Genomic DNA, 16615 nt, shown 5'->3' with positions numbered 1-16615 from the left:
GAGTCACCTCCTCGGTCCGGTGAGCATCGCCTTGACCGCGCCGAGGATGCCCAGGGCCGGCACGGCGAGGGCGAACCAGAAGCCGGTGTCGAAGGTCGCCGCGTCCCACCCGGCGTCGGCCAGCGGGACGAGCACCCCGGCGAACGCGACCAGGCCCGCCAGGAGCGCCAGCACGCCGAGGAAGCGGTGGGAACGGGCCGGCAGCAGCACCAGCAGGCCGAGCACGAGCAGCACTGCGCCCGCGCCGACGACGGCCACCGGCTGCCACATGCCGTCGTCGAACACGTCGGCGACGTCCCGGCCCAGGCCCTCCACGCCGCGCCGGACCAGGTCCAGCCCGGTCCGGTCGCTGTCGGTCAGCCAGCGCAGCAGCAGGCTGACCCCCGCCGCGACGCCGGCCAGCACGAGCAGCAGCCCGGCCAGGCCGTCGGGACGGCGGACCGGGACCGGCTTGGTGGAGTACTGCGGCGCGGTCGAGGTGGGGGGCGGGCCGGGAGGTTGCGCCAGGGGTGGCCGGGCCCCCGCCTGAGCGCCGTAGCCACCGTGGCCGGTGTAGCCGCCGTGGCCGGTGTCGGTGCGCGCGCCGCCCACCGGCTGGATCCCCGGCGTCGTCTGCGCCCGCCAGTCGTCGGCGCCGCCCTGCGTGCCGGCCGGGGAGTGGTCGCGCTCGGTCATCTGCTCTCCTCGCGGGTCGGCAGGCGGGGGAGGCGCCCGCTGCCTGCGAGCCTAGGGCGGCGTGGCGTCCCGCGGAGGGCTCTCGGGCAGACTGTGGGCGTGCCCGCGACGATCCTGGACGGCAAGGCCACCGCAGCAGCGATCCGATCGGAGCTGACCGGACGGGTCGCCGCCCTCACAGCGGCCGGTCACCGGCCGGGCCTGGGCACGCTCCTGGTCGGCGACGACCCGGGCAGCCGCTGGTACGTCAACGCCAAGCACTCCGACTGCGCCCAGGTGGGCATCGCCAGCATCCAGCGGGAACTGCCGGCCACCGCCACGCTCACCGACGTCCTGGAGGTCGTCGACGAGCTCAACGCCGACCCCGCCTGCACCGGCTACATCGTCCAGCTGCCGCTGCCCAAGGGCATCGAGGAGAGCGTCGTCCTCGAGCGGATGGACCCGGCCAAGGACGCCGACGGCCTGCACCCGGTCAACCTCGGCCGGCTGGTGCTCAACGTCCCCGGTCCGCTGCCGTGCACGCCGGTCGGCATCGTCGAGCTGCTGCGCCGGTACGACGTGCCGATCGCCGGCGCCGAGGTGGTCGTCGTCGGCCGCGGCATCACCGTCGGTCGGCCACTGGGCCTGCTGCTCACCCGCCGCAGCGAGAACGCCACGGTCACCCTCTGCCACACCGGGACCCGCGACCTGGCCGCGCACCTGCGCACCGCCGACGTCGTCGTCGCCGCGGCCGGTGTCCCGGGCCTGGTCACCCGCGACGTGGTCAAGCCGGGCGCCGCCGTCCTCGACGTCGGCGTCAGCCGGGTCGACGGGAAGATCGCCGGGGACGTCGCCCAGGACGTCGTGGAGGTGGCGGGCTTCGTGGCGCCCAACCCCGGCGGCGTCGGCCCGATGACCCGCGCGATGCTGCTGCAGAACGTCGTCCTGGCCGCCGAGCAGGCCGCGGCGGCGGACGTCCTGACCGCCTGATGTCCCGCCCGCCGCTCTACACCCGCCGGCCGTTCCTGGCCGGTCTGCTGCGGCAGCTCCCCCTGCTGCTGGTGCTGGTCGTGGTCGCGGTCGGGTTGGTGATGGTGGCCTTGGAGCACTGGCGCCGCGGGCTCGTCGTCGTCGGGGTCGCGCTGGTCGGTGGCGGGCTGCTGCGGCTGCTGCTGCCGGTCCGGCGGGTGGGGTTCCTCGCCGTCCGCAGCCGGCCGGTGGACGTCGTCCTGCTGGCGGGGGTGGGGGTCACGCTCACCGCCTTCGCCCTGGCGATCCCGGGTGAGTGAGGAGGGACTACTCCCCCCGTCGCGCGAGCCCGGAGCGGTGTCCGGGACCGGGCCGTGGGCCCCCGACCGGGCGCAACGGCCCGCCCAGCGATAGGTTGGCCGCCATGGCAGAGCAGCCCAGGAACGGCAAGGTCACCGTCGTCGGTGCCGGCTTCTACGGCTCGACCACCGCCCTCCGCCTCGCGGAGTACGACATCTTCGAGACCGTCGTGCTCACCGACATCGTCGAGGGCAAGCCCGAGGGCCTGGCCCTCGACATGAACCAGTCCCGCCCGATCGAGGGCTTCGAGACGAGGGTCGTCGGTGTCGGTGGCGGGTCGTACGAGGGCACCGAGGGCTCCGACGTCGTCGTGATCACCGCGGGTCTGCCCCGCAAGCCCGGCATGAGCCGGATGGACCTCATCGAGACCAACGCCAAGATCGTCCGCCAGGTCGCCGAGAACATCGCGCAGACCTCGCCGGACGCCGTGGTCATCGTGGTCTCGAACCCGCTGGACGAGATGACCGCGCTGGCCCAGCTGGCCACCGGGTTCCCGAAGAACCGGGTCATGGGCCAGGCCGGCATGCTCGACACCGCGCGGTTCACCAACAACGTCGCCGAGGAGCTCGGCGTCCCGGTGGGCTCGGTGCGCACCCTGACCCTCGGCTCGCACGGCGACACGATGGTGCCGGTGCCCTCGCGGTGCACCGTCGACGGCAAGCCGCTGGCCGACGTGCTGGCTGCCGACCGCATCGAGCACCTCGTCGACCGGACCCGCAACGGCGGCGCCGAGGTCGTCGCGCTGCTGAAGACCGGCTCGGCGTACTACGCGCCCTCGGCCGCCGCGGCCCGCATGGCCCGGGCGGTCATGGAGGACTCCGGCGCGGTCATGCCGGTGTGCGCCTGGGTGGACGGCGAGTACGGCATCTCCGGGGTGTACCTGGGGGTGGAGGCCGAGATCGGGCGCGAGGGCGTCCGGCGGGTGGTCGAGGGCGACCTGACCGAGAGCGAGCTGGCCGGGCTGCGCGAGGCGGCCGAGGCCGTGCGCGCCAAGCAGGCTGACGTAGCCGACCTCTGACCGTCCGGTCAGAGCTGTAGAGAGGGAACTCCAACGTGAGCAAGATCAAGGTCGAGGGGAAGATCGTCGAGCTCGACGGCGACGAGATGACCCGGATCATCTGGCAGTTCATCAAGGACCAGCTGATCCTCCCGTACCTCGACGTCGACCTCGAGTACTACGACCTCGGGATCGAGAAGCGCGACGAGACCGACGACCAGATCACCGTCGACGCCGCCAACGCCATCAAGCAGCACGGCGTCGGCGTCAAGTGCGCGACGATCACCCCGGACGAGGCGCGGGTCGAGGAGTTCGGCCTCAAGCGGATGTACCGGTCGCCCAACGGGACGATCCGCAACATCCTCGGCGGCGTCATCTTCCGCGAGCCGATCATCATGCAGAACGTCCCGCGGCTGGTGCCGGGCTGGACCAAGCCGATCGTCGTCGGCCGTCACGCCTTCGGTGACCAGTACCGCGCCACCGACTTCAAGTTCCCGGGCGAGGGGACGCTGACGATCACCTTCCAGCCCAAGGACGGCTCCGCGCCGATCGAGCACGAGGTGTTCCAGTCGCCGGGTGGCGGCGTCGCGATGGCGATGTACAACCTCGACGAGTCGATCCGCGACTTCGCCCGGGCCTCGATGAACTACGGCCTGCAGCGCGGCTACCCGGTCTACCTCTCGACCAAGAACACGATCCTCAAGGCCTACGACGGCCGGTTCAAGGACCTGTTCCAGGAGGTCTTCGAGACCGAGTTCAAGGACCAGTTCGAGTCCGCGGGCATCACCTACGAGCACCGGCTGATCGACGACATGGTCGCCGCCTCGCTCAAGTGGGAGGGCGGCTACGTCTGGGCGTGCAAGAACTACGACGGTGACGTGCAGTCCGACACCGTGGCGCAGGGCTTCGGCTCGCTGGGCCTGATGACCTCGGTGCTGATGAGCCCCGACGGCCGCACCGTCGAGGCGGAGGCCGCGCACGGCACGGTCACCCGGCACTACCGGCAGCACCAGCGCGGTGAGGCGACGTCCACCAACCCGATCGCCTCGATCTTCGCCTGGACCCGGGGCCTGGCCCACCGCGGCAAGCTGGACAACACCCCCGAGGTGACCCGGTTCGCCGAGACCCTGGAGAAGGTCTGCATCGACACCGTCGAGGGCGGCCAGATGACCAAGGACCTCGCGCTGCTGATCAGCCGGGACCAGCCGTGGCTGACCACCCAGGACTTCCTGGCGGCCATCGACGCCAACCTGCAGAAGGCCATGGCCGCCTGACGTAGGCGCACTCCCGACAGCGGCCCCCTCGCCTCGCGGCGAGGGGGCCGCTGCGCGTTCCGGGTGGGAGGCCCGCGTCGCCGGCGCCGCCGGGTCGAGCCGCTGCCGGCCGTTCCCGGGACACGGCGCGCGACGCCGAGGGTGCGTTCGCCGCCCGGGTGGACCCGGCCTACCCCGACCAGCGCGTGGCGGTGGAGTACGACGGCGGGTGGCACGCCGATCGCTCGCAGCCGACCCGGGACCGGCGCCGGCTGGACGCGCTCGCCGCCGCCGGGTGGACGGTCGTGCACGTGACGGCAGTGGCCCTGCGGGACCCCGAGGCGCTCACCGCCGGCGTCCGTGCGCTCCTCGCGGCTCGCGACTCCGGAGCTGTCGCGCCCTGATGGTGACCAGTGGCCGCAACCACCCCGGAGTCGTCCGGACCGGGCGGCGTCAGGCGCCGAAGAGCTGGGTCCACCAGGGGCCGCCCGGCCCCTCGGCGACGCCCACACCCAGCTTGGTCAGCTCGCAGTCGAGGATGTTGGCCCGGTGGCCGGAACTGGTCATCCAGTCGTCCATCACCTCGGCGGCGTCGGCCTGGCCGTAGGCGATGTTCTCCGCCCGCGCGTAGCCCACCCCCGCCTTCCTGGCGCGGTCGAAGGGGGAGAGGCCTTCCGGGGTGTCGTGCGAGAAGTAGTCGCGGTCGCGCATGTCGGCGCTGTGGGCCCGGGCGACGGCGGCCAGAGCGCTGTCGGCGACCAGCGGCCTGCAGCCCGCGGCGGCGCGGGCCTCGTTCACCAGCGTCAGCACCTGACCCTCGACGCCGGGGGCGGCCGGGGCGGCCGCCGCCCGCGGGGCGGGGGCGGGCGCCGCGCGCGGGGCGGGCGCCGGCGCGGGGGCAGGGGCCTCGGCAGCGGCTGCCGGCCGGTCCGGGGCCTTCTCCGGGGCCGGCTTCGTGGCCGGGGTGGAGGGCGACGCCGGCGCGGGCTCGTCGGCCGGCGCGGCCGGCACGGCCTCCTGCTGCGGTTCCGGCTGCTCGGCGGCGGGCGTCTCCGGCACGGCGGGGGTCTCGGCCGGGGCCGGCGCGGCGGGGGCGCCGTCCACGCCCATCTGGACGGTGCCGCTCTGCGCCGCCGACGGGGCGGACGACGCCCCGCCCGAGCGACCGGCACCGGAGGAGACCCGGCCCGCGGCGGCGGTCGACGCCGGCGCCGCCTGCTCCGAGGAGCTCGTCACGACGTTCGACACCACCGGGACGGCGAAGGCGATGCCCGCGACGGCGAGGACCACCGCGAAGACCGGCAGGACGCGACGCAGGCCGGAGGCGCGGAACAGGACGGAGACCCAGCGGCCGAGCGCTGCGGCGATCCGCGAGGAGGGCGGGGGACCCGCCGGCATGTGGTGCACGAGGTAACCCTCACGAGTTGCTAGATCACGGATCGTTACTTTGGGGAGAGTAGCCGGATGCGGTGCGTGATCGGCACCATGCTGTGCGCAACGTCACATCGATTTCGACTCAACCCCTCGGCGGTGGCCTGCTGTGGGCGTGTCGGGTGAAGGCGGGCAGCATGGACCCGTCCCGTCCGTCCCGACCGAGGAGCGCGCCGCCGGTGAGCGACGTCTGGCTCAACATCGTCATGGTGGTCGTCTTCGTGCTCGTCGGCGGTGCCTTCGCGGGCGCGGAGATCGCGCTGGTGAGCCTGCGCGAGTCCCAGGTCCGCGCCATGTCCGAGCGGGGCCGCCGCGGTCGCGCGGTCGCCCGCCTGCTCAGCGACCCCAACCGCTTCCTCGCCGCCGTGCAGGTCGGCGTCACACTGGCCGGCTTCTTCTCCGCGGCCTTCGGTGCCAGCACCCTGTCCGCGCCGCTCGCCGACCAGCTCGAGGGCTTCGGCATGGGGGAGGGCCTGGCGGGGACGCTGGCGCTGGTCCTGGTCACCATCGCGATCAGCTACCTGTCCCTGGTGGTGGGCGAGCTGACCCCCAAGCGACTGGCCCTCCAGCGCGCCGAGGGCTTCTCGCTGGTCGTCGCCGCACCGCTCAACGGCATCGCCGCACTGTTCCGGCCGATCATCTGGTTCCTGTCGGTCTCCACCAACCTGCTGGTCCGCCTGCTCGGCGGCGACCCGAAGGCCAGCGGGGAGGCGATCAGCCAGGAGGAGCTGCGCGACCTCGTCGCCGCCCACGAGTCACTGAGCACCGACGAACGGCGGCTGATCGGGGAGGTGTTCCGCGCCGGCGACCGGGAGGTGCGCGAGGTCATGACGCCGCGCACCGAGGTCGACTTCCTCGAGGCGTCGATGACCGCCAGCCGGGCCGCCAAGCAGGTGCACGACTCAAGCCACTCGCGCTACCCCGTCGTCGGCCGGGACGAGGACGACGTGGTCGGCTTCGTGCACGTGCGCGACCTGTTCCTCCCCGCCCACCCCGCCGGCCGGGCGGCGACCGTGGGCGACCTCGTCCGCGAGGTGAAGCGGCTGCCGGGCACCGCCGGCGTCCTCACCGCGCTGTCGGAGATGCGGCGGGAGAACCACCACCTGGCCATCGTCGTCGACGAGTACGGCGGCACCGACGGGATCGTCACCCTCGAGGACCTCATCGAGGAGGTCATCGGGGAGATCTACGACGAGTACGACGAGGACGTCGGCGACGACGGCGGGGAGGTGCCCGGGGGGCCGCAGGAGGTCGACGGCCTGCTGAACCTGGACGACTTCCGCGAGGCCACCGGCGTGCAGCTGCCCGAGGGCCCGTACGAGACGGTCGCGGGCTACGTGCTGGCCGAACTCGGCCGGCTCCCCGACGTGGGGGACGCCGTGTCGGTCGAGGGCCGCACCCTCACGGTGCTCGAACTGGACGGACGACGCATCGCGCGGCTGTCGGTCAGCCCGGTCCCCGACGCCGAACCGGCCCGCGAGGAGGTCCAGGAGGGCAGTCCCGCGGCCGGCTGAGAAGGGACCCCGCCCCGCCCTCCACCGGCTCCGGGCGGTGCCTGGACGGGGCCGTGGCCAACCTCCGGACGGGGCCGCCGGGACGGGCCCGCGGGCGGGGGCGTCTCTCAGCCGCGGGCGCGGGTGGTCTCCCAGGCGTCGCGGACGATGCCGGCCAGGTCGGTGTGCTTCGGCGTCCAGCCGAGGTCCGCGCGGATGCGGTCGCTGGAGGCCACCAGCTGCGCGGGGTCGCCGGCCCGGCGCTCCCCGACGACGACCGGCACCGGGTGCCCGGTGACCTCCCGGACGGCGTCGACGACCTGCTGCACGGAGAAGCCGGTGCCGTTGCCGAGGTTGTAGATGCGGTGCTCGCCCGGCGCCGGGGCGGTCAGCGCGAGCAGGTGCGCGTCGGCGAGGTCGGAGACGTGGATGTAGTCGCGGATGCAGGTGCCGTCCGGCGTCGGGTAGTCCTCGCCGTAGACGGTCATCGCCTCGCGGGCGCCCGCGACGACCTGCAGCGCGATCGGGATGAGGTGCGTCTCGGTCGTGTGCCGCTCGCCCAAGCCGTAGGCGGCGCCCGCGACGTTGAAGTACCGCAGGCTGACCGCCGCGAAGTCGTGGGCGGTGGCGTACGAGGTGAGCATCGCGTCGACGGCGAGCTTCGTGGCCCCGTAGGTGTTGGTCGGGCGGGTGGGGGCGTCCTCGCGGATCGGCACCTGCTCCGGCTCTCCGTAGGTCGCCGCGGTGGAGGAGAAGACGATCCGCCGGCAGTCGACCGCGCGCATGGCCTCCAGCAGCGCCAGCGACCCGGCGACGTTGGTGTCCCAGTAGGTCTCCGGCCTGACCTGGGACTCCCCGACGAGGCTCTTGGCCGCGAAGTGCAGCACCGCCTCGGGCCGGACGTCGGCCAGCACGGGCGCCGAGTCGTGCAGCGAGGCCTGCACGAAGGCCGCACCCTCGGGTACCGCGTCGGCGTGGCCGGTGGAGAGGTCGTCGAGCACGGTGACCTCGTGGCCGCCCTCCAGGAGGGCGGCCGTGACTACGCTGCCGATGTAGCCGGCCCCACCGGCGACGAGAACGCGCATGCGCCCACCCTAGAGACGGTTCTCGGGCGGCGCGGTCAGGAGGCGGAACCAGTGGTCAGCGCACGCCCGGCGGTGCAGCAGTTGCCCGCCTACAGACCGGGGCGCAACCCGGCCGACCTCGCCCGCGAGATCGGGGTCGCGCAGGCGGTCAAGCTGGCCAGCAACGAGGTCGCCTTCCCGCCGCTGCCGGCCGTCGTCGAGGCGCTGGCCACGACCGCCGCGGAGAGCAACCGCTACCCGGACAACGGCGCCGTCGTCCTCACCCGGGCGCTCGCCGAGCGCTACGACGTCGACCCCATGCAGGTGGTCGCCGGCTGCGGCGCGGTGACGCTCTGCCAACAGCTGGCCCAGGCGTTCAACGACCCCGGCACCGGCATCGCCTTCGCCTGGCGCTCGTTCGAGATGTACCCGCTGCTGGCCCAGGTCGCCGGTGCCCGGTCGATCCAGGTGCCGCTGGTGCCCGGCCGTCCCGGCGGGCCGGCCGACACCCACGACCTCGAGGCCCTCGCCGCGGCCGTCGACGAGACCACCCGGGTGGTCTTCGTCTGCAACCCGAACAACCCCACCGGGACGGCGGTGCGCGGCGCTGCGCTCGAGCGGTTCCTGGACGCCGTCCCGGCCGACACGCTCGTCGTCCTCGACGAGGCCTACCGGGAGTTCGTCACCGACCCCGACGTCCCCGACGGCGTCGAGCTGATGCGCGGGCGGCCCAACGTCGCCGTGCTGCGCACCTTCTCCAAGGCGTGGGGTCTGGCCGGCCTGCGGGTCGGCTACCTCCTGGCCGAGGACCCCGCGGTGGCCGATGCGGTGCGCAGGACCCACGTGCCCTTCAGCGTCTCCTCCCTCGCCCAGGCGGCCGCCGTCGCCGCACTGGCCAGCGAGGACGAGGTGCGCCGGCGCTGTGCGGCCGTCACCGCCGAGCGGGAACGCCTCACCGCCGCCCTGCGCGAGCGTGGGCTCGACGTCTCCGACAGCCAGGCCAACTTCGTCTGGCTGCCGGTGGGGGAGGAGACCGCCGGGCTGGCCGCCGCGCTGGAGGCGCGCGCGGTCATCACCCGCCCGTTCGCGGGCGAGGGCATCCGGGTCACCGTGGGCACCCCGGAGGAGGACGACCTCTTCCTCGCCGCGCTCGACCAGGTGCGCTCCGCGACGCCCGTCGCGTGACCCGCCGACGGTGACGAGCACGTTCGGGACGCGCGGAGCGGCGTCCCCCCGGCGGCTGGTTTGATGACCGACGTGCCTCTTCCCCGTGTGCTCTCCGGCATCCAGCCGACGGCGGGTTCCTTCCACCTCGGTAACCACCTGGGTGCGCTGCGCCAGTGGGTGGCGCTGCAGGAGACGACGGAGGCCTTCTACTGCGTCGTCGACCTGCACGCGATCACCGTCGCGCAGGACCCGGCGGAGCTGCGGCGCAACACCCTCGTCTCGGCCGCGCAGCTGCTGGCACTGGGCGTCGACCCCGCGCGCAGCGCGCTGTTCGTGCAGAGCCACGTGCCCGAGCACCTGCAGCTGTCGTGGGTCCTGGAGTGCCTCACCGGCTTCGGGGAGGCCAGCCGGATGACCCAGTTCAAGGACAAGAGCCAGCGCGAGGGGGCGGCGGGCACGACCGTCGGCCTGTTCACCTACCCGGTGCTCATGGCCGCCGACATCCTCGTCTACCAGGCGCAGCAGGTCCCCGTCGGGGACGACCAGCGTCAGCACCTCGAGCTGACCCGTGACCTCGCGATCCGGTTCAACGGCCGCTTCGGCGACACCTTCCCGGTCCCGGAGGGGTTCATCCCCGAGGGCGCGGCGCGGGTGATGGACCTGCAGTCCCCGGACAAGAAGATGAGCAAGAGCCTCCCGCCCGCGGGGTGCATCTTCCTGCTCGACGACCCCAAGGTGACGGCGAAGAAGATCCGCTCGGCGGTCACCGACACCGGCCGGGAGATCGTCGCCGACCCGGTCGGCAAGCCGGGCGTCACCAACCTGCTGACCATCCACAGCGCGCTGTCGGGGGAGACCGTCGCCCAGCTGGAGGAGCGGTTCGCCGGTCGCGGCTACGGCGACCTGAAGAAGGAGCTCGCCGAGGTCGTCGTCGACTTCGTGACGCCGGTCCGCGCGCGCACCCAGGAGCTGCTCGACGACCAGGCCGAGCTCGAGCGGGTGCTGGCCGCCGGTGCGGCCCGCGCCCGGGAGGTCGCCTCGGGCACCGTCGCCGCCGTCTACGACCGGGTCGGCTTCCTCCCGCCGTCGGGAGCGCGCGCATGAACGACGACACGTTCGTCCCGCGCAGCCGCAGCGTGACGCCGGAGACGGCCGTCCTCGGGGTCGTCGTCCCGATCCCGGAGCCGTGGTCGCAGCTGTTCGTCGACTGGCGGACCAAGGTCGGCGACCCGCAGGCCAGCCTGGTCCCGCCGCACGTCACCCTGCTGCCGCCCACCGAGGTCGTCGCCGCCGACCGTCCGGCGATCAGCGCGCACCTGGCGGCGGTGGCGGCCAGCCACGCGCCCTTCGACATGCACCTGTCGGGCACGGGCACCTTCGCGCCGGTCTCGCAGGTGGTCTTCGTGGCCGTGGCCCGGGGCATCGGCAACTGCGAGCTCATCGCCAACGACGTCCGCTGCGGCCCGCTGGCCCGGTCGCTGTCCTACCCGTACCACCCGCACGTGACCGTGGCCCACGACGTCCCGGCCGACATGCTCGACCTCGCCTACTGCGGCCTGGCCGACCTCTCGGCGCAGTTCCGGGTCCGCCACTTCACCGAGTTCGAGCAGGCTCCCGACGGCACCTGGGTCATCGCCCGGGAGTACCCCCTCACCGGTCCGCCGCGCTGAAGGAGGCCCCCCGCCCCGCCGCTCGCCTGCGCGCGCCGGGACCCGGCAGGGGCCGTCCCGGTACGTCACCAGGGCCGGGCGAGGACGTGGACGGGGCCGCGGGAACGGTGGTGGAGGACCGGGGTCGCCCACCGCGGGGCCAGGCCGCAGACTGGGCCCGATGAGCGCCACCCGGGCCGAGCGGTCCGCGCCCGCGGGCACCGACCCGCCGGACACCGGGAGCCGCTGGTCGTGGCTCACCCGGCTGACCGACGGGTACGACGCGCTCGTCACCGACCTGCGCCGCCGGCTGCCGTGGTTGGACCACCTGGCCCGGGCGGGTGGCCGCTACCAGCGCACCCAGGGCGACCTCATGGCGGCCGGCGTCACCTACTTCGTCTTCCTCGGGCTGGTCCCGGTGCTGCTCCTGGTGGCGTCGGTCATCGGGTTGGTGCTCGCCGGCGACGAGCTGCTCCAGCAGGAGCTCTACGCCGCCATCCGTGACGCCTTCCCGGGCCCGACCGGCCGGCAGATCGTCGGGGAGCTGCGGGGAGCGGTGGGCTCGGCCGGTGTCGTCGGCGTCATCGGGCTGGCCGGCTTCGTCTACGCCGGGCTGCGCGCCATGGACAAGCTGCGCGTCGGCATGGAGCGCATCTGGAAGGGGCGGGCCGACGAGCCGGAGTTCCTCCGCGACAACGTGCAGGACCTGCTCGCGCTGGCCGCCCTCGGGGCGGCCGGGTTGCTCAGCCTCGGCTTCACCGGCGTGGTCACCCAGGCCACCGGGTGGTTGCTGGGCCTGCTGGGTCTCCAGGACGCCCCGGGGCTGTCGGTCCTCACCGCCGTGCTCGGTCTCGTGCTCGCGATCGCCACCGACGTCGTGGTCTTCCTGTGGCTGCTCAAGGTCGTGCCCTCGACGTCGCACCCGGTGCGCCGGCTGCTGCCCGGCGCGCTGTTCGGCGCCGCGGGGATCGAGGTGATGAAACTGCTGGGCAGCCTCTACCTCTCGCTGATCTCCGGCAGCGTGACCGCCTCCGCCTTCGGCGGGGCGGTCGGGATCCTGGTGTGGCTCAACATCGTCTGCCGGTTCGCGTTCTTCACGGCCGCGTGGACGGCGACCCTGCCCCGGGTCCAGGCGCTCGCCCCGGCGGTTCCGGACCGCCCGGAGCCGGTGGTGCCGCCGGCCGACCGCTGACGACCTCGCCGGGAACCCGCCGGACCGCGCGCCGGCGGCCGACCAGCGTCGCGACGACGACGGCGGCCGCCGCCGCGCCCAGCCCCAGGCCCAGCAGTGACGACTCCCCGGCCGGCCCGCCGACGGCCCCCGGCGCGGGCAGCGGCGGCCCGGCCGCAGGGGGCGTCGTCCGCGGAGCGGTGGTCGTCGGGGGCGGGACGTCGGCGGCGGAGTCCACCAGGACGCCGACGCCCGGCGTCCCGGCGGGGACGGTGAACCCCCAGTCCAGCAGCAGGGCGGCCTGGTCGGCGGCGCGCAGCGGCACGTTCTCGGTGCCCATGACGCTGACGACCAGGCGGCGGCCGTCGCGCTCGGCCGCGGTGACGTAGGTGTGCCGGGCGGCGTCGGTGAACCCGGTCTTCCCGCCGAGGTTGCCCGGGTAGGTGGCCAGCAGCGGGTTCTCGTTCTGGATCTGGTAGCCCGCGGACCGCCCCTCGACCGGGGGCATCTGGGCGATCGGCGTCCGCAGGATCGCGGCGGTGCGCGGGTCGGCGACCAGCCGGCGGAACACGAGCGCCAGGTCGTAGGGCGAGGAGCTCTGCCCGGCGACGTCCAGCCCGGACGGCGAGCCGGCGACGGTGTCGAAGGCGCCGATCGCCGCGGCGGTCTCGTTCATCGCCCGCACGGTGACGTCGAGCCCGCCCGCGGCCCGGGCCAGCGCGTTGGCCGCGTCGTTGCCCGACTGCAGCACCAGCGCCTCGAACAGCAGCGAGACCGGGTAGCGCCCACCGGCGACCATCCCGACCCGGCTGCCCTCCATGTTCTCGTCGTCCACGGTGCCCTCGACGACCACGGCGGGGTCGAGCAGCGGCACGAGGGTGAGCAGGGTCAGCGTCTTGAGGGTGCTCGCCGGGTGGTAGCGGCCGTGCGGGTCGCGGGCGGCCAGGACCACGCCGCTGCCGGCGTCGGCCACCAGCCACCCCGACGCGGCCAGCCCGTCGGGCAGCGGGGGAGCGCCGTCGGCGACGACGGTGCCGCGGGTGTGCAGCCCCTCCCCGCCGACGGTGACACCGCCCGGGCCGCTGCCCTGGGGCGGGCCCCCCGGCATCGGCGCGGTGGGGGTGGGTGCCGACAGGTCGGCGGTCGGGCGGGGTTCCTCGGCGAGCGCCGGCACGGCCCCGGCCAGCAGCATCCCGGCGGTGAGGACCCCGGCGAGTCCCGCCCGCACCCGCCGTCGTCCCATGACGGGGACGCTAGCCGCGCCGCCGCCCGGGCTCGCCCCGGCCCGTCCCGGTGGCCCACGCCACTGCCCCCGAGGGCCTTCGCAACGATCGCGTCTCGGTCTCCGGCGGAGGTGGCGGCGGTGCCGCCGCCCGCGGTTAGCGTGCGCTGGTCGCGCGTTCGGCGGCCCGGCGGTGCCGGTCCGCGGCGCGCGGTCCCGGATGCCACCGGGGCGGGCCCGGTTCCCGTCGGACCCGTCCCCCCAGAGAGGAGATCGCCGTGCGCCGAGCGCGGAGGATGAAGGCCGCGGCGTTGCTGCTGGCCGGCAGCATGGCCCTGGCGGCCTGCGCCAGCGACGAGGAGGGCGGCGGCAGCGCCGCCGGCGGCGGCGGGGGCGGCGGCGAGAGCGGCGAGCTGCGGATCGGTCTGGCCTTCGACACCGGCGGCCGCGGCGACCGCTCGTTCAACGACTCGGCCGTGGCCGGCGTCGAGGCCGCGATCGAGGAGCACGGTGGCGAGGCCACCGAGCTGTCGCCGAACGCCGATGCCTCCAACCGCGCCGACCTGCTGACCCAGCTGGCCGACCAGGGCTTCAACCCGATCATCGCCGTCGGCTTCGCCTACAGCGACGTGATCGGCGAGGTGGCCCAGCAGTACCCGGACGTCACCTTCGCCCAGGTGGACGGCGCGGTCGAGGACGCCGGCAGCCCCGAGAACCTCACCGGTCTGCTGTTCGCCGAGGAGCAGGGCTCGTTCCTCGCCGGCGTCGCCGCCGCGCTGAAGAGCGAGACCGGCCACATCGGCTTCGTCGGCGGCGTGGAGACCCCGCTGATCCAGAAGTTCGAGGCCGGCTACGTGGCCGGCGCCCAGGCGGCGAACCCGCAGGTCATCATCGACCGGCAGTACATCTCGCCGGCCGGTGACTTCTCCGGCTTCAACGACCCGGCCCGCGGCCAGATCGTCGCCCAGGGCATGTACGACGCCGGCGCCGACATCGTCTACCACGCGGCCGGCGGCTCGGGCATCGGCGTCTTCCAGGCCGCTGCCGCCTCCGGTGGCCGGGCCATCGGCGTCGACTCCGACCAGTACCAGACGGTCGACCCGGCGCTGCAGTCGGTGGTCATGACCTCGATGCTCAAGCGCGTCGACGTCGCCGTCCAGACGTTCATCGGCGAGTTCGTCGACGGCAACGTCACCGGCGGTGAGAACGAGGTCTACGACCTCGAGTCCGACGGCGTGGCGCTGTCCACCAGCGGTGGCTTCATCGACGACATCCAGAGCGACATCGACGGCTACCGCCAGCAGATCATCGACGGCGAGATCACGGTCCCCACGACCCCGTGACGCCGATCGGCTGAACACGCACGACCGACCGCGGGTCCGGGGGAGCACACGCCCCCGGGCCCGCTGTCGTGAGCGACGACCCTGCCCGCCCGGTCCCGTGCCCCGGTGCGCGATCATGCGGCGGCCGGTGAACCCGGCGAGGGAGCGGTGACGGGCGGTCGATCCCGCGCCACCGATGCAGCAGAGTGGACGTGCCCGGCACACCCGCAGGGCGCGCAGCGAGGGAGAGGGCGCACGATGCCGCCAGAAGACGGGGCCACAGCGGGCGTGCCGTCGGGGGAGCCCCCGGGCCGTGGTGCGGACGGCGGTGGTGCGCCGCTGGCCGTCGAGCTGCGCGGCATCACCAAGCGCTTCCCGGGCGTCGTGGCCAACAGGGACATCGAGCTGCGGGTCCGCCGCGGCGAGGTGCACGCGATCGTGGGCGAGAACGGCGCCGGCAAGTCCACGCTGATGAAGACCCTCTACGGCGAGCACCGCCCGGACGAGGGCTCCATCTCCATCGACGGCCGCGAGGTGCACTTCCGCAGCCCCTCGGACGCCATCGCCGCCGGCATCGGCATGGTCCACCAGCACTTCATGCTCGCCGACAACTTCACGGTGCTCGAGAACGTCGTCCTGGGCAGCGAGCCCACCCGCGGCGGCCGGCTGGACCACGCGGAGGCCCGCCGCCGGATCCAGGAGATCTCCGACCGCTACAACCTGGGGCTGCGTCCGGACGCGCTCGTCGAGGACCTCGGCGTCGGTGACCGGCAGCGGGTCGAGATCGCGAAGGTGCTCTACCGCGACGCCCGCACGCTGATCCTCGACGAGCCGACCGCCGTCCTCGTGCCGCAGGAGGTCGACGAGCTGTTCGGCAACCTGGCCGAGCTCAAGCGCGAGGGCCTCACGGTCATCTTCATCTCGCACAAGCTGGACGAGGTCCGCAGGGTCGCCGACTCGATCACCGTGATCCGGCGCGGCACCACCGTCGGCACCGCGGACCCGAGGACGACGTCCAGCCGGGAACTGGCCGAGATGATGGTCGGCGCCGAGCTCCCCTCACCGGAGACCCGCACCTCCACCGTCCGGGAGACCCCCGTGCTGGAGCTGCGCGGTGTCACCGTGGCCGGTCTCGCCGGCCGCCCGCTGGTCGACGCCGTCGACCTCACCGTGCGCGAGGGCGAGGTCGTCGGCATCGCCGGCGTCGAGGGCAACGGCCAGGCCGAGCTCATCGACGCCGTCATGGGCCTCCGCGACCTCTCCGCCGGCACCGTGCTGCTCGGCGGCGAGGACATCAGCGCCTGGAGCACCCGCGCGCGCCGCGAGGCCGGGCTCGGCTTCATCCCCGAGGACCGGCACCGCCAGGGCATGCTGCTGGACGCCTCGCTGTGGGAGAACCGGATCCTCGGCCACCAGACCCGCCCGCCGGCGGTGAAGGGGCCGTTCATCGACCGCAAGGGCGCCCGCGCGGACACCGAGCGGATCATGCGCGAGTACGACGTCCGCGCGCCCGGCCCGGACACCCCGGCCGTCGCCCTGTCCGGCGGCAACCAGCAGAAGCTGATCGTCGGGCGGGAGATGAGTGCCCGGCCGCGGCTGCTGCTGGCCGCCCACCCCACCCGCGGTGTGGACGTCGGCGCCCAGGCCGTCATCTGGGGGCTGCTCAAGGACGCCCGCACCGCCGGCATGGGCATCCTGCTGGTCTCCGCCGACCTCGACGAGCTGATCGGCCTGTCGGACACGCTGCACGTCATGCTCCGCGGCCGGCTGGTGGCCACCCTCGACCCGGCCACCGTCACGCCGGAGGAGCTGGGCGGGCACATGACCGGCGGCCGGGCGACGGCGGGTGCGGCATGAGGACCG

At 74.1% G+C, this 16615-nt stretch carries 16 protein-coding genes; 12 read left to right on the top strand and 4 right to left on the bottom strand.

The annotated features are described in order from the left end of the window. Window positions 1-3: 3 nt before the first annotated feature. Complete coding sequence (locus tag ACI78V_RS00335) at window positions 4-675, bottom strand: hypothetical protein (protein WP_456847801.1); 672 nt, start codon at window positions 673-675, stop codon at window positions 4-6. Window positions 676-774: 99 nt separating this feature from the next. On the opposite strand from ACI78V_RS00335, the gene ACI78V_RS00330 reads away from it, so the two are divergent. The 5 genes from ACI78V_RS00330 to ACI78V_RS00310 all read left to right on the top strand — a co-directional run bounded on the left by ACI78V_RS00330 (window position 775) and on the right by ACI78V_RS00310 (window position 4637). Further along, window positions 775-1644 carry a bifunctional methylenetetrahydrofolate dehydrogenase/methenyltetrahydrofolate cyclohydrolase gene (locus ACI78V_RS00330; protein WP_456847799.1) on the top strand — a complete coding sequence of 290 codons (870 nt, stop codon included), beginning with the start codon at window positions 775-777 and terminating at the stop codon, window positions 1642-1644. Beyond that, window positions 1644-1943: a DUF3017 domain-containing protein gene (locus ACI78V_RS00325; RefSeq protein WP_456847797.1), complete on the top strand. Its 300-nt coding sequence runs from the start codon at window positions 1644-1646 to the stop codon at window positions 1941-1943. The genes ACI78V_RS00330 and ACI78V_RS00325 overlap by 1 nt, the downstream gene beginning before the upstream one ends. Before the next feature lie 104 nt (window positions 1944-2047). Then, on the top strand, window positions 2048-3001 hold the full coding sequence (mdh, locus tag ACI78V_RS00320; RefSeq protein WP_456847795.1) for a malate dehydrogenase: 954 nt from the start codon (window positions 2048-2050) through the stop codon (window positions 2999-3001). Window positions 3002-3036: 35 nt separating this feature from the next. Then, window positions 3037-4254 carry an NADP-dependent isocitrate dehydrogenase gene (locus ACI78V_RS00315; protein ID WP_456847793.1) on the top strand — a complete coding sequence of 406 codons (1218 nt, stop codon included), beginning with the start codon at window positions 3037-3039 and terminating at the stop codon, window positions 4252-4254. Window positions 4255-4412: 158 nt separating this feature from the next. Then, window positions 4413-4637: a DUF559 domain-containing protein gene (locus ACI78V_RS00310; RefSeq protein ID WP_456847792.1), complete on the top strand. Its 225-nt coding sequence runs from the start codon at window positions 4413-4415 to the stop codon at window positions 4635-4637. Window positions 4638-4686: 49 nt separating this feature from the next. Here ACI78V_RS00310 and ACI78V_RS00305 read toward each other — a convergent pair whose 3' ends face one another. Then, a complete protein-coding gene (locus ACI78V_RS00305; RefSeq protein WP_456847791.1) occupies window positions 4687-5631 on the bottom strand; it encodes a CAP domain-containing protein in 945 nt (314 codons plus the stop codon). Between the two features lie 212 nt (window positions 5632-5843). Here ACI78V_RS00305 and ACI78V_RS00300 point away from each other — a divergent pair, with 212 nt between their 5' ends. Continuing rightward, window positions 5844-7178, top strand: a complete 1335-nt coding sequence (locus ACI78V_RS00300; RefSeq protein WP_456847790.1) for a hemolysin family protein — start codon at window positions 5844-5846, stop codon at window positions 7176-7178. A gap of 107 nt (window positions 7179-7285) precedes the next feature. On the opposite strand, the gene galE is transcribed toward ACI78V_RS00300, so the two are convergent. Then, window positions 7286-8242, bottom strand: a complete 957-nt coding sequence (galE, locus tag ACI78V_RS00295) for a UDP-glucose 4-epimerase GalE (RefSeq protein ID WP_456847789.1) — start codon at window positions 8240-8242, stop codon at window positions 7286-7288. A gap of 51 nt (window positions 8243-8293) precedes the next feature. Between galE and hisC the strand changes: the two genes are divergently transcribed. The 4 genes from hisC to ACI78V_RS00275 all read left to right on the top strand — a co-directional run bounded on the left by hisC (window position 8294) and on the right by ACI78V_RS00275 (window position 12229). Further along, the gene (gene hisC, locus ACI78V_RS00290) at window positions 8294-9406 is read left to right on the top strand and encodes a histidinol-phosphate transaminase (protein ID WP_456847788.1); all 1113 of its coding nucleotides are present in this window, start codon (window positions 8294-8296) and stop codon (window positions 9404-9406) included. Between the two features lie 63 nt (window positions 9407-9469). Further along, on the top strand, window positions 9470-10492 hold the full coding sequence (gene trpS / locus ACI78V_RS00285) for a tryptophan--tRNA ligase (RefSeq protein ID WP_456847787.1): 1023 nt from the start codon (window positions 9470-9472) through the stop codon (window positions 10490-10492). Next, entirely contained in the window at window positions 10489-11058 is a 570-nt protein-coding gene (locus ACI78V_RS00280; RefSeq protein WP_456847786.1) for a 2'-5' RNA ligase family protein, read from the top strand. Before trpS ends, ACI78V_RS00280 begins: the two co-directional genes overlap by 4 nt. 160 nt (window positions 11059-11218) lie before the next feature. Further along, window positions 11219-12229 carry a YihY/virulence factor BrkB family protein gene (locus ACI78V_RS00275; RefSeq protein ID WP_456847785.1) on the top strand — a complete coding sequence of 337 codons (1011 nt, stop codon included), beginning with the start codon at window positions 11219-11221 and terminating at the stop codon, window positions 12227-12229. Here ACI78V_RS00275 and ACI78V_RS00270 read toward each other — a convergent pair. Beyond that, entirely contained in the window at window positions 12132-13451 is a 1320-nt protein-coding gene (locus tag ACI78V_RS00270; protein ID WP_456847784.1) for a D-alanyl-D-alanine carboxypeptidase family protein, read from the bottom strand. The genes ACI78V_RS00275 and ACI78V_RS00270 overlap by 98 nt on opposite strands. Before the next feature lie 257 nt (window positions 13452-13708). Here ACI78V_RS00270 and ACI78V_RS00265 point away from each other — a divergent pair, with 257 nt between their 5' ends. Then, window positions 13709-14773: a BMP family lipoprotein gene (locus tag ACI78V_RS00265; RefSeq protein ID WP_456847783.1), complete on the top strand. Its 1065-nt coding sequence runs from the start codon at window positions 13709-13711 to the stop codon at window positions 14771-14773. A gap of 237 nt (window positions 14774-15010) precedes the next feature. Then, window positions 15011-16609 (top strand): ABC transporter ATP-binding protein, encoded by a 1599-nt coding sequence (locus ACI78V_RS00260; protein ID WP_456847782.1) that lies wholly within the window; start codon window positions 15011-15013, stop codon window positions 16607-16609. Window positions 16610-16615 lie beyond the last annotated feature (6 nt).

The sequence above is a fragment of the Geodermatophilus sp. SYSU D00742 genome (assembly GCF_054049935.1).
Note: the sequence above shows the minus strand (reverse complement) of the source record. Positions and strands in the feature narration are given on the sequence as shown.

Bases quoted from the DNA above. Each gene is read 5' to 3' on its own strand.
- ACI78V_RS00305 (WP_456847791.1), bottom strand. From the start codon at position 5,631: ATGCCGGCGGGTCCCCCGCCCTCCTCGCGGATCGCCGCAGCGCTCGGC.
- ACI78V_RS00275 (WP_456847785.1), top strand. From the start codon at position 11,219: ATGAGCGCCACCCGGGCCGAGCGGTCCGCGCCCGCGGGCACCGACCCG.
- mdh (WP_456847795.1), top strand. From the start codon at position 2,048: ATGGCAGAGCAGCCCAGGAACGGCAAGGTCACCGTCGTCGGTGCCGGC.
- ACI78V_RS00260 (WP_456847782.1), top strand. From the start codon at position 15,011: ATGCCGCCAGAAGACGGGGCCACAGCGGGCGTGCCGTCGGGGGAGCCC.
- trpS (WP_456847787.1), top strand. From the start codon at position 9,470: ATGACCGACGTGCCTCTTCCCCGTGTGCTCTCCGGCATCCAGCCGACG.
- ACI78V_RS00335 (WP_456847801.1), bottom strand. From the start codon at position 675: ATGACCGAGCGCGACCACTCCCCGGCCGGCACGCAGGGCGGCGCCGAC.
- ACI78V_RS00325 (WP_456847797.1), top strand. From the start codon at position 1,644: ATGTCCCGCCCGCCGCTCTACACCCGCCGGCCGTTCCTGGCCGGTCTG.
- galE (WP_456847789.1), bottom strand. From the start codon at position 8,242: ATGCGCGTTCTCGTCGCCGGTGGGGCCGGCTACATCGGCAGCGTAGTC.
- ACI78V_RS00270 (WP_456847784.1), bottom strand. From the start codon at position 13,451: ATGGGACGACGGCGGGTGCGGGCGGGACTCGCCGGGGTCCTCACCGCC.
- ACI78V_RS00280 (WP_456847786.1), top strand. From the start codon at position 10,489: ATGAACGACGACACGTTCGTCCCGCGCAGCCGCAGCGTGACGCCGGAG.